This window comes from Leclercia sp. M50, assembly GCF_037150775.1.
Taxonomy (GTDB): Bacteria; Pseudomonadota; Gammaproteobacteria; order Enterobacterales; family Enterobacteriaceae; genus Enterobacter.
Genome location: NZ_JBBCPK010000047.1, coordinates 22,946 through 34,878, shown reverse-complemented (window position 1 = coordinate 34,878; position 11,933 = coordinate 22,946). Strand labels below are relative to the sequence as shown.

Here is an 11,933-nt window from a genome sequence, read left to right as displayed (position 1 = left end):
ATCCGCACCTTCACCTGCGGATGCTGCTGATGGAAGCGTTTGATAACCGCGGGCATTAACAAACGAGCAATACTGGCGCCCATGCCAATATTAATTTGCCCCGCCTGCTGGCCTTGTCGCTGACGAATATCATCCTGGGCGCTGCGTAACTCTTCGAGGATCAGGCTGGCATGCTGATAAAAACTCTCTCCGCACTCGGTGAGAGTCACCCCTTTACTGCGGCGGATGAACAGCTGCGCCGCGATGCCCTCCTCCAGCTCTTTAATCGATTTGGTCAGCGCCGGTTGCGACAGGTTCAGTACCCGGCTGGCTCCCCGAATGCTTCCCTGTTTTGCCACTTCCACGAACGCCCGCAGCTGGTGAAATTTTACCTGAAATGTCATGTCGGCACCGATAACCGTTGTTTATCAGAGAAAAGAAACTGTCATCTACTGTAATGGAAGTGATTGTGCGAGGGTAAGCCACGAACGGTTAAATCTGTGAAAAAACGGTTAGTGATAAGTAAAAACTATCACAGTGTGAAGCAGTTCACACATTCTTATGATAGAGGAAACGAAATGCAGAGACTGGCGCAGGACCTGAAGGCCCTCTTCCCCCAACTCACCGCGTGGCGACGCGATTTTCACCATTTTGCTGAATCCGGATGGGTCGAGTTCCGGACCGCGGCAAAGGTCGCAGAGATACTGGATCAGCTAGGCTATGACCTGGCAATGGGCCGGGATGTGATTGATGCCGACACCCGGATGGGCCTGCCAGACGACGCCACCCTGGCAGAGGCCTTTGCCCGCGCGCGTCAGCAAGGCGCGCCTGAAAAATGGCTTAGCGCCTTTGAAGGCGGTTTTACCGGTATTGTCGCCACACTGCAAACGGGCCGCCCCGGGCCGACGCTGGCGTTTCGCGTGGACATGGACGCGCTGGATCTTGATGAAGCCCGCGACAACGACCATCTTCCCTTCCGGGAAGGTTTTGCCTCCTGTAACGGCGGCATGATGCACGCCTGCGCCCACGATGGGCATACCACCATTGGTCTTGGACTGGCGCATCTGCTAATGCAGTACCGCGAGCAGCTCAACGGCACCATCAAACTGATCTTCCAGCCTGCCGAAGAGGGTACCCGCGGCGCACGGGCGATGGTGGCGGCTGGCGCGCTCGACGGCGTGGACTATTTCACCGCCATCCACATTGGCACCGGCGTGCCTGCGGGCACCGTCATCTGCGGCAGCGATAATTTTATGGCCACCACCAAATTCGACGTGCGCTTTACCGGCGTGGCGGCGCATGCGGGTGGCAAGCCTGAAGAGGGACGCAACGCCCTGCTGGCCGCTGCCCAGGCGGCGATCGGCCTGCACAGCATCGCCCCGCACAGCGAAGGTGCGTCGCGGGTTAACGTCGGCGTGATGCAGGCCGGCAGCGGCCGTAACGTCGTGCCCGCCAGCGCCCTGCTGAAAGTGGAGACCCGCGGCGAGAGCGAAGCGATTAACAACTACGTCTTTGCGCGCGCCAAAGCGGTGATTGACGGTGCGGCGGCGATGCATGGCGTCAGCAGCGAGTTGCGGCTGATGGGTGCAGCCACCTCCAGCACGCCGTCCCCGGCGTGGGTGAACTACTTACGCGAACAGGCGCAACAGGTGGCAGGCGTTGAGCAGGCCATCGATAAGGTGAAAGCCCCTGCCGGCTCGGAAGATGCCACCCTGATGATGGCCCGGGTCCAGCAAAATGGCGGGCTTGCCTCCTATATGGTATTTGGCACCACCCTCAGCGCCGGACATCACAACGAAAAATTCGATTTCGATGAGACGGTGATGTTGATTGCCATCGAAACCCTGGCGCGTACCGCGCTTAACTTCCCGTGGACGCGAGGTGTGTAATGTCGTCAATTTACCGTTTTGTTGAGGATGCCATCGACACCCGCGCGCAGCAGTTTACCGCCATTGCCGATGCGATCTGGGATCACCCGGAGACCCGCTTCGAAGAGTTCTGGTCTGCCGAACGGCTTGCCAGCGCCCTGGAAGAGACGGGCTTTACCCTGACCCGGGAGGCAGGTGGCATACCGAACGCCTTCATTGCCAGCTACGGCGAGGGGAAACCGGTTATTGCCATTCTCGGTGAGTATGACGCCCTGGCAGGATTAAGCCAGCAGGCGCACTGCGCCACCCCGCAAAGCGATACCCCGGGAGCCAACGGCCACGGCTGCGGGCATAACCTGCTCGGCACCGCCGGGCTGGCAGCCGCGGTGGCGGTAAAAAGCTGGCTGGAGCAGCAGGGTGGCAGCGGTACCGTGCGCTTTTACGGCTGCCCCGGCGAAGAAGGCGGATCGGGAAAGACCTTTATGGTGCGCGAGGGGCTGTTCGACGATGTGGATGCCGCCGTTACCTGGCACCCCGAAGCGTTCGCCGGGATGTTTAACGTCAGCACCCTGGCCAACATCCAGGTGGCATGGCGTTTTCACGGCACCGCGGCCCATGCGGCGAACTCCCCGCATCTTGGCCGTAGCGCGCTGGATGCCGTCACCCTGATGACCACCGGCACCAATTTTCTCAATGAACATATTATTGAAAAAGCCCGGGTCCATTACGCCATCACCGATACCGGCGGCATCTCACCGAACGTGGTGCAGGCTCAGGCGGAAGTCCTCTATCTGATCCGCGCCCCGGAGATGGCCGACGCGCAGCAGATCTATGAGCGTATCGAAAAGATTGCCCAGGGTGCGGCGCTGATGACCGAAACCACCGTGGAGCGACGCTTTGAAAAGGCCTGCTCCAGCTACCTGCCTAACCGCACCATGGAGGCCGCCATGTACCGCGCCGTTCAGCATTACGGTACGCCAGAGTGGAGCGACGAGGAGCGCGCCTTCGCGGCGGAGATCCGCGCCACGCTGAGCGACAACGATCTGCAGAACAGCCTGAAAAATATCGCCGCGACCGGGGGTGAAGAGGGTAAGCAGTTTGCCCGCCGCCATCAGCAGACCCTGCTGATTGACGAGGTGGCCCCTTATGCCATCACCGATAACGTGCTGGCGGGCTCCACCGACGTGGGTGATGTGAGCTGGAAAATGCCGGTTGCCCAGTGCTTCAGCCCCTGCTTTACCGTGGGCACGCCGCTCCATACCTGGCAGCTGGTAGCCCAGGGCCGCACCTCCATCGCCCATAAAGGCATGCTCCAGGCGGGCAAAGTGATGGGCGCAACAGCCCTGGCGCTTCTTCAGGATCCGGCGCTGCTGGCCGCCTGCCGCGAGGAGTTTACTCAACAAATCACTGAAAAAGCGTACGTTTGCCCGATTCCAGAAAACGTGACACCGTCACCTTTAAAATAATAAAACACAACAACACAACACTCCCGAGGAACGCCCATGAGTATGTCATCCATACCTTCGCATTCCCCTACCGGCAAGCTCTATGGTTGGGTTGAAAGGATCGGTAATAAAGTGCCCCATCCTTTCCTGCTATTTATCTATTTGATTGTGATTCTGATGGTCGCTACCGCCATATTATCGGCCTTTGACGTCAGCGCCCGTAATCCGGCTGACGGCAGCATGGTGGCGGTAAAGAACCTGCTCAGCGTTGAAGGTCTGCACTGGTTTTTACCGAACGTGGTTAAAAACTTCAGCGGCTTCGCGCCGTTGGGGGCCATCCTGGCGCTGGTGCTGGGAGCGGGTCTGGCTGAACGTTCCGGCCTGCTGCCTGCGCTGATGGTCAAGATGGCTTCCCACGTCAGCGCGCGTTACGCCAGCTATATGGTGCTGTTTATTGCTTTCTTCAGCCATATCTCATCGGATGCCGCGCTGGTGATTATGCCCCCGATGGGAGCGCTGATCTTCCTTGCGGTGGGGAGGCACCCGGTGGCGGGTCTGCTGGCGGCCATCGCCGGGGTCGGCTGTGGCTTTACCGCCAATCTGCTGATCGTCACCACCGACGTGTTGCTTTCCGGTATCAGCACCGAAGCGGCAAAATCCATCGATGCTGCGATGCACGTCAGCGTGATCGACAACTGGTACTTTATGGCCAGCTCGGTGATTGTGCTGACCCTTGTCGGGGGGCTGATCACCGATAAGATCGTTGAGCCGCGTCTGGGCAAGTGGCAAGGCAACAGCGATGAAAAGCTGGATGCATTAACGCCAGAGCAGCGCCGGGGGCTGCGGGTGGCTGGGGTGGTGTCGCTGCTCTTTATCGCCGCCATTGCGCTGATGGTGGTGCCGGAGAGCGGTATCCTGCGCGATCCGGTGAAACATACCGTTCTGCCTTCGCCGTTTATTAAAGGCATCGTGCCGCTGATTATCCTCTTCTTCTTTGTCGTCTCACTGGCATACGGCATCGCCACGGGCAAGGTGCGTCATCAGGGCGATCTGCCGCAGCTGATGATCGAGCCGATGAAGGAGATGGCCGGGTTTATCGTGATGGTGTTCCCGCTGGCGCAGTTTGTCGCCATGTTTAACTGGAGCAACATGGGCAAATTTATGGCGGTGGGGCTGACCGATATTCTGGAGAGTGCCGGGCTGAGCGGCGTGCCGGCGTTTGTGGGCCTGGCGCTGCTGTCGTCCCTGCTCTGCATGTTTATCGCCAGCGGCTCGGCCATCTGGTCGATCCTGGCCCCTATTTTCGTGCCGATGTTCATGCTGCTGGGTTTCCATCCGGCGTTTGCGCAGATCCTCTTTCGCGTGGCGGATTCATCGGTCATCCCGCTGGCGCCGGTCTCCCCCTTTGTACCGCTGTTTTTAGGCTTCCTGCAGCGCTACAAGCCCGAGGCGAAACTGGGTACCTACTATTCGCTGGTGCTGCCGTATCCGCTTATCTTTTTAGGGGTATGGTTGCTGATGCTGGTGGCGTGGTATCTTGTCGGCCTGCCTATCGGGCCAGGGGTCTACCCGCGACTGAACTAAGGAATGTGCCAGATGCTGAGATTACTCGAAGACAAAATTGCTACGCCCCTTGGGCCGCTGTGGGTCATTGCCGATGAGCAATTCAACCTGCGCGCCGTTGAGTGGGAGGAGCACAGCAACCGGATGGTGGAGCTGCTGAATATCCACTACCGGGCGCAGGGCTACGAGCGCATCAGCGCCAGCAATCCGGGCGGGCTGAGCGAAAAGCTCACCGCCTGGTTCGAGGGCGATCTCAGCATTATCGATACCCTGCCAACCGCCACCGCGGGTACCCCTTTTCAGCGTGAGGTGTGGCAGGCGTTGCGTTCCATTCCCTGCGGCCAGGTGATGCACTACGGGCAGCTGGCAGCACAGCTTGGCCGCCCGGGTGCGGCGCGTGCTGTCGGGGCAGCTAACGGCTCCAATCCGGTCAGTATTGTGGTGCCCTGCCATCGCGTTATCGGACGTAACGGCACCCTCACCGGGTATGCTGGCGGGGTGCAGCGCAAAGAGTGGTTACTGCGTCATGAAGGCTATTTACTGCTGTAGTTCCAGGCTTTTAGTGCTTAATATTCCTTAAGTTAATTGAAATATCCGCAACCAAGTTGTGGAATTTCAAGAAGATGCTGACACATTCACGCTTCTTGACCTTATTGATGGTTTAGCAGGCTTACGCAGGGTCAAAAAAGATGTTAAAATTGACCAATATCAATTAAGGCTTGAGCATACCTATGATCCCGGAAAAGCGAATTATTCGACGCATTCAGTCTGGCGGTTGTGCTATCCATTGTCAGGACTGCAGCATCAGCCAGCTCTGTATCCCGTTTACCCTGAATGAGCACGAGCTTGATCAGCTTGATAATATTATCGAGCGTAAAAAGCCGATTCAGAAAGGGCAGACGCTGTTTAAAGCGGGAGACGAACTGAAGTCGCTGTACGCTATCCGCTCTGGCACTATTAAAAGCTATACCATCACCGAGCAGGGCGACGAGCAAATCACCGGCTTCCACCTGGCGGGCGACCTGGTCGGCTTTGACGCCATCGGCACCGGTAACCACCCGAGCTTCGCCCAGGCGCTGGAAACCTCAATGGTTTGCGAAATCCCGTTTGAAACGCTGGACGATCTGTCAGGCAAAATGCCTAACCTGCGCCAGCAGATGATGCGTCTGATGAGCGGTGAGATCAAAGGGGATCAGGATATGATTCTGCTGCTTTCCAAAAAGAATGCAGAAGAACGCCTGGCCGCGTTTATCTACAACCTCTCCCGTCGTTTCGCCGAGCGCGGCTTCTCTCCTCGTGAGTTCCGTCTGACCATGACCCGTGGCGATATCGGTAACTACTTGGGCCTGACCGTTGAGACCATCAGCCGTCTGCTGGGGCGTTTCCAGAAAAGCGGCATGCTGGCGGTAAAAGGGAAATACATCACCATTGAGAATGGTGAAGCGCTGGCAGTGCTGGCGGGCCACTCGCGTAACGTCGCATAAATTCATCTGACTTCTGTTTGCCAGATCGGTAATTTTACTGATTTATTGATCTGGCAAAACTTCCCCTCTGTTTCATTTCAGATATATAGGTTACTCTTTTACTTACAGACTGTGGTGACAGTAGTAAGGAGACCTGTATGGCAAAGTATCAAAACATGCTGGTGGCCATCGATCCTAATCAGGACGATCAACCGGCGTTACGACGAGCTGTCTATTTACATCAACGGATTGGTGGCAGAATCAAAGCGTTTCTGCCGATATATGACTTTTCTTACGAAATGACCACCCTTCTGTCGCCTGACGAACGCACCGCCATGCGTCAGGGCGTGATCAGCCAGCGTACGGCCTGGATCCGCGAACAGGCAAAATTCTATCTTGATGCCGGTGTACCCATTGAGATTAAGGTGGTGTGGCATAACCGTCCGTTTGAAGCCATCATCCAGGAAGTGGTGAGCGGCGAACACGATCTGCTCCTGAAAATGGCCCATCAGCACGACAAGCTCGAGGCGGTGATTTTCACGCCTACCGACTGGCACCTGCTGCGCAAATGCCCATGCCCGGTGTGGATGGTTAAAGACCAGCCGTGGCCGGAAGGCGGTAAAGCGGTGGTGGCGGTCAATCTTGCCAGTGAAGAGAACTACCACAACGCCCTCAACGAGAAGCTGATCAAAGAGACGCTCTATCTCGCCGAGAAGGTCAACCATACCGAAGTCCACCTTGTGGGCGCCTACCCGGTTACGCCCATCAACATCGCCATTGAACTCCCGGAATTTGACCCGACCGTTTATAACGACGCCATCCGCGGCCAGCATCTGCTGGCGATGAAATCCCTGCGGCAAAAATTTGGTATCGATGAAAAACTGACCCATGTCGAAAAAGGGCTGCCTGAAGAGGTGATCCCCGATCTGTCCGAGCATCTGCAGGCCGGTATCGTGGTGTTAGGCACTATTGGCCGCACCGGTATTTCAGCCGCCTTCCTCGGCAACACCGCCGAACAGGTGATCGACCATCTGCGCTGTGACCTGCTGGTCATCAAGCCCGATCAGTATCAAACCCCGGTTGAGCTCGACGACGACGAAGACGACTAAACATAAAAAAGCCCGCCAATTGGCGGGCTTTTTTTCTAGCTCTCGGTGACAGGCTGTGTCGAAGGCTGTGCCCTCTCGCCCTCTTTCATCCACGGTGCATGCAGCACCATGCTTGGCAGAGCCAGTTTTACCCCTTCATCATTCAGGCTCTCCAGGATACGGATATTAATCTCCTGCTGGATATCCATGTATTTGTTGTAATCCGCGGTGTTCACGATATGCACCACCTCAAAGGTGAGACGGTCTTTGTCAAAACCGAGCAGATGGGCACGGTCGAAACGCGTTTCGCCGATATCGGTGATGATTTTTTTCACGTTATCGCCAATGATGCGCAGCTTCTCAGGCGGCGTATCACTGGCGACGCCGAAGGTAAAGACGATTCGGCGCGTCTGCATACGCTTGTAGTTGTGCAGCGTTTGCTGAAGCAGGATTGCATTACCGCAGACAATCTGCTCCCCGCTCAGGCTGCGAATACGCGTCGTTTTAAGACCGATATGCTCCACCGTCCCGGCCACGTCGTTAAACACCACGAAATCGCCAATTTCGAAGGGTTTATCGAACCCAATTGAGAGCGAAGCGAAGACGTCGCTCAGGATGGTTTGCACCGCCAGGGCAATGGCGATACCCCCGACCCCCAGGCTGGCAACCAGCGCCGTGATATTAACGCCCGCGTTGGCAAGAATAGAGAGCAGCATCACTGACCAGACAATCGCCCGCAGGATCAGGCCGGTGATCACCAGAGTCACCGGGTTTTTATGGTTTCCCGGCGCCAGCATGACGTGTCGCAGCCAGGAGACCACCCCCTGATCCATCCAGAGCGCCACCTGAATCGCCAGCACGAGGAACCAGGCGTGGCTGAGGGTGCCGGAGAGGCGGTCAGGAAGTTCCACGAAGCGCAGGCTGATAAGAAAAGCGACCACAAAGAGCATGACCCGGCTGGTTCTGTTCAGCATCTCGGTGAGGATCAGCTGCATCCGGCGTGTGGTGGGATGTTTATCGCCCCAGTTGGTGATCCCCTTGTGTACAAAGGTGATGATGCGCTTTAACAGCCAGTAAACCAGAAGCGTCACCACCACCACGGTACCGAAGCCAATCCAGAACGTGGGGGTCATCATGAGCGCCAGAAAATCGAAGTGGGACAAAAACCGCATTATCTCTCCTCCCTTTACACAAAGTTAAAAGTATAGACAGATGGAATACGTTGGCGGCAGAAATAAGAAAACCGCCCTGTTGGGCGGTTTATTCACTGTGGATAAGAGAGGCTTAGAGCGCTTTTAAGATCGCATCCACGCTGGCTTTGGCATCGCCAAACAGCATGTGGGTGTTCTCTTTAAAGAACAGCGGGTTCTGTACGCCAGCGTAACCGGTGTTCATGGAGCGCTTGAAGACGATGACATTCTGCGCCTTCCACACTTCCAGAACCGGCATACCGGCGATCGGGCTCTTCGGATCGTCCTGTGCCGCCGGATTGACGGTATCGTTGGCGCCGATGACCAGCACGGTATCGGTGTCGGAGAAGTCGTCGTTGATCTCATCCATCTCCAGCACGATATCGTAAGGCACTTTCGCCTCTGCCAGCAGCACGTTCATGTGGCCCGGCAGACGCCCGGCAACCGGGTGAATACCGAAGCGCACCTTAATGCCGCGAGCACGCAGACGTTCGGTGATTTCCGCAACCGGATACTGCGCCTGCGCCACCGCCATGCCGTAGCCTGGGGTGATGATGACCGTATGCGAGTTTTTCAGCATGTCGGCAGTCTCTTCGGCGCTGATTTCACGATGCTCACCCACCTCTTCGTCACCGCCGGAGGTCTGTCCGTCGGTACCAAAGCCCCCGGCGATCACGCTGATGAACGAGCGGTTCATCGCTTTACACATGATGTAGGAGAGGATCGCGCCGCTTGAACCTACCAGCGCGCCGGTGACGATCAGCAGGTCGTTGCTCAGCATAAAGCCCGCCGCCGCCGCCGCCCAACCGGAGTAGGAGTTCAGCATGGAAACCACCACCGGCATATCGGCACCGCCGATAGAGGCGACCAGGTGCCAGCCAAATGCCAGCGCGATGATGGTCATCACCAGCAGCGCCAGTACCTGCAAGCCCACGCTGTCGGTGCGCACGAAGACCACCATCAGCAGAAACGACACCACCAGCGCGGCGAGGTTCAGCTTATGACGGTTTGGCAGCATCAGCGGTTTAGAGGAGATCTTGCCGCGCAGCTTACCGAACGCCACGATAGAACCGGTAAAGGTCACCGCCCCGATGAAGATGCCAAGGAACACTTCGGTCAGGTGGATATTAACCAGAATCGGATCCATCCCCGGTTCGTGATAGAGGTAGCTGTTAAAGCCAACCAGCACCGCGGCCAGACCGACGAAACTGTGCAGGATCGCCACCAGTTCCGGCATCTCGGTCATTTCAACGCGTTTGGCAAGACGAATACCAATCGCACCACCGATGATCATCGCCACCAGGATCCACGCGACGTTGCCGGTGTCCGGTCCGAAAATCGTGGCAATCAGCGCAATCGCCATCCCGGCGATACCAAAGTTGTTGCCCTGCTGCGACGTTTCATGTTTTGAAAGCCCCGCGAGGCTGAAAATAAACAGGACCGCGGCAACAATGTATGCAGCGGTAACTAATCCTCCAGACATAGGTTACCCCTTATCCCTTACGAAACATTTTCAGCATGCGCTGAGTCACGGTGAAACCACCGAAAATATTGATACTGGCGATCAGTACCGCGATAAAGCTCAGGAAACTGACCCAGCCGCCGTGACCAATCTGCAATAATGCTCCGACCACGATGATCCCGGAGATGGCGTTGGTAACCGACATCAGCGGCGTATGCAGCGCATGGGAAACGTTCCACACCACGTAGTAACCTACCACGCAGGAGAGCGCAAAGACGGTGAAATGGCCGAGGAACTCTTTCGGCGCAACGTCTGCCAGCCAGCCAAAGAGGATAATGGCCAGCGCCATCAAGGCGTACTTACGCCACGGCGAAGCAGGTTTTTCAGGCTCTTTCGGGGCTGGAGCAGCCTTGGCGGCGGCCTGCGGCTGCGCGGAAACCTGAATCGGCGGTGCCGGCCAGGTGATCTCACCCTCGCGGACCACGGTGACGCCACGCACGACGACGTCCTCGAAATCAACGGTGATCGTGCCGTCTTTCTCTTTGCAGAGCAGCTTCAGCAGGTTCACCAGGTTGGTGCCGTAGAGCTGGGAGGACTGGGTTGGCAGACGGCCCGGCAGATCGGTATAGCCGATCACCTTCACGCCGTTAGCGGTGGTGGTGACCACACCCGGGACAGTGTATTCGCAGTTACCGCCGTTTTGCGCGGCCAGATCGACGATCACGCTACCGGCCTTCATGGAGTCGACCATTTCGCGGGTGATCAGTTTCGGTGCCGGTTTGCCCGGAATGAGCGCAGTGGTGACAATGATGTCCACCTCTTTCGCCTGGGCAGCGAACAGCGCCATCTCGGCTTTAATAAAGGCTTCGGACATCACTTTGGCGTAGCCGTCGCCGCTGCCCGCCTCTTCTTTGAAGTCCAGTTCCAGGAACTCGGCGCCCATACTCTGCACCTGTTCTTTTACTTCCGGACGGGTATCAAAAGCACGAACGATTGCGCCGAGGCTGTTCGCCGCACCAATGGCGGCCAGACCGGCAACGCCTGCGCCAATCACCATAACTTTCGCGGGTGGGACTTTACCCGCAGCGGTGATCTGGCCGGTAAAGAAGCGACCAAACTCATGTGCCGCCTCGACGATGGCGCGGTAGCCGGCGATGTTCGCCATTGAGCTCAGGGCATCCAGCGACTGCGCACGCGAGATACGCGGCACCGAGTCCATCGCCATGACGGTGACGCCGCGCGCCGCCAGCTTCTCCATCAGCTCCGGATTCTGGGCTGGCCAGACGAAGCTCACCAGCGTGGTGCCCGGATTGAGCAGCGCAATTTCATCCTCTTCTGGTGCATTGACCTTCAGAATGACGTCCGAATGCCAGACGTTTGCGCCGTCTACAATCTCTGCGCCCGCCTGAACAAACGCCTCGTCATCGAAACTTGCCAGCTTGCCTGCGCCGCTTTCAACCGCGACGGTAAAACCCAGTTTCAGCAGCTGTTCCACCGTTTTTGGTGTCGCTGCTACACGGGTTTCATTGGCAAACCGTTCTCTTGGTACCCCAATACGCATAGTAATCCCTTCCATCGGTTTTTGATGATGGTTTGTCGAATATTCATCACGGATATATAACGACGGTAACAGGCGTTAACCTGCTACTCACGCATATCCGCAGAAAATAAAACAGTAACAAACTTTCTATAACCTACTGAAAATACCGCCTGTGATCCACAGCAAGAAAACACTTTTTATGTCTTTAACTGTCAAAAATAAGTGATCTGCATCTCTGACAGGCATATCTGCCTTTATTTCTTCGTCAGAGCCGATGTTTAGCTCAGTCGAAGCGGTAAAAACACGATATAGCGCCAGCCAGAAACAACTTATTA

Annotated in this window: 10 protein-coding genes; 6 read left to right on the top strand and 4 right to left on the bottom strand. The window is 56.9% G+C overall.

The genetic code is table 11. From position 1 onward, the window contains the following. Positions 1–383: LysR family transcriptional regulator (locus WFM46_RS13080; RefSeq protein WP_336997778.1), on the bottom strand; the 383-nt coding region annotated here is incomplete at its 3' end. Positions 384–557: 174 nt separating this feature from the next. Here WFM46_RS13080 and WFM46_RS13075 point away from each other — a divergent pair. The 6 genes from WFM46_RS13075 to uspE all read left to right on the top strand — a co-directional run bounded on the left by WFM46_RS13075 (position 558) and on the right by uspE (position 7,427). Further along, positions 558–1,868: an amidohydrolase gene (locus tag WFM46_RS13075; RefSeq protein WP_180210329.1), complete on the top strand. Its 1,311-nt coding sequence runs from the start codon at positions 558–560 to the stop codon at positions 1,866–1,868. Continuing rightward, on the top strand, positions 1,868–3,313 hold the full coding sequence (locus WFM46_RS13070; protein WP_336997777.1) for a M20 family metallopeptidase: 1,446 nt from the start codon (positions 1,868–1,870) through the stop codon (positions 3,311–3,313). The genes WFM46_RS13075 and WFM46_RS13070 overlap by 1 nt, the downstream gene beginning before the upstream one ends. Before the next feature lie 36 nt (positions 3,314–3,349). Further along, positions 3,350–4,876, top strand: coding sequence for a p-aminobenzoyl-glutamate transporter (gene abgT / locus WFM46_RS13065; protein ID WP_336997776.1), 1,527 nt, complete (start codon positions 3,350–3,352; stop codon positions 4,874–4,876). Positions 4,877–4,888: 12 nt separating this feature from the next. Next, positions 4,889–5,404 carry a methylated-DNA--[protein]-cysteine S-methyltransferase gene (gene ogt / locus WFM46_RS13060; protein WP_103824528.1) on the top strand — a complete coding sequence of 172 codons (516 nt, stop codon included), beginning with the start codon at positions 4,889–4,891 and terminating at the stop codon, positions 5,402–5,404. Positions 5,405–5,586: 182 nt separating this feature from the next. Beyond that, a complete protein-coding gene (fnr, locus tag WFM46_RS13055) occupies positions 5,587–6,339 on the top strand; it encodes a fumarate/nitrate reduction transcriptional regulator Fnr (RefSeq protein WP_032617879.1) in 753 nt (250 codons plus the stop codon). 137 nt (positions 6,340–6,476) lie between these two features. Next, on the top strand, positions 6,477–7,427 hold the full coding sequence (uspE, locus tag WFM46_RS13050) for a universal stress protein UspE (protein WP_103179416.1): 951 nt from the start codon (positions 6,477–6,479) through the stop codon (positions 7,425–7,427). Positions 7,428–7,462: 35 nt separating this feature from the next. Here the strand turns inward: uspE and WFM46_RS13045 are convergent, their stop codons facing one another. The 3 genes from WFM46_RS13045 to pntA form a co-directional block, all read right to left on the bottom strand. Next, positions 7,463–8,578, bottom strand: coding sequence for a mechanosensitive ion channel family protein (locus WFM46_RS13045; protein ID WP_103179415.1), 1,116 nt, complete (start codon positions 8,576–8,578; stop codon positions 7,463–7,465). 112 nt (positions 8,579–8,690) lie between these two features. Then, a complete protein-coding gene (gene pntB / locus WFM46_RS13040) occupies positions 8,691–10,079 on the bottom strand; it encodes a Re/Si-specific NAD(P)(+) transhydrogenase subunit beta (RefSeq protein ID WP_114315149.1) in 1,389 nt (462 codons plus the stop codon). A 10-nt stretch (positions 10,080–10,089) separates the two neighbouring features. Next, positions 10,090–11,619, bottom strand: coding sequence for a Re/Si-specific NAD(P)(+) transhydrogenase subunit alpha (gene pntA / locus WFM46_RS13035; protein ID WP_103179413.1), 1,530 nt, complete (start codon positions 11,617–11,619; stop codon positions 10,090–10,092). Positions 11,620–11,933: the final 314 nt, after the last annotated feature.

Coding starts and splice junctions, on each gene's coding strand:
- WFM46_RS13075 (WP_180210329.1), top strand. CDS start 558: ATGCAGAGACTGGCGCAGGACCTGAAGGCCCTCTTCCCCCAACTCACC.
- uspE (WP_103179416.1), top strand. CDS start 6,477: ATGGCAAAGTATCAAAACATGCTGGTGGCCATCGATCCTAATCAGGAC.
- ogt (WP_103824528.1), top strand. CDS start 4,889: ATGCTGAGATTACTCGAAGACAAAATTGCTACGCCCCTTGGGCCGCTG.
- WFM46_RS13070 (WP_336997777.1), top strand. CDS start 1,868: ATGTCGTCAATTTACCGTTTTGTTGAGGATGCCATCGACACCCGCGCG.
- WFM46_RS13045 (WP_103179415.1), bottom strand. CDS start 8,578: ATGCGGTTTTTGTCCCACTTCGATTTTCTGGCGCTCATGATGACCCCC.
- fnr (WP_032617879.1), top strand. CDS start 5,587: ATGATCCCGGAAAAGCGAATTATTCGACGCATTCAGTCTGGCGGTTGT.
- pntB (WP_114315149.1), bottom strand. CDS start 10,079: ATGTCTGGAGGATTAGTTACCGCTGCATACATTGTTGCCGCGGTCCTG.
- pntA (WP_103179413.1), bottom strand. CDS start 11,619: ATGCGTATTGGGGTACCAAGAGAACGGTTTGCCAATGAAACCCGTGTA.
- abgT (WP_336997776.1), top strand. CDS start 3,350: ATGAGTATGTCATCCATACCTTCGCATTCCCCTACCGGCAAGCTCTAT.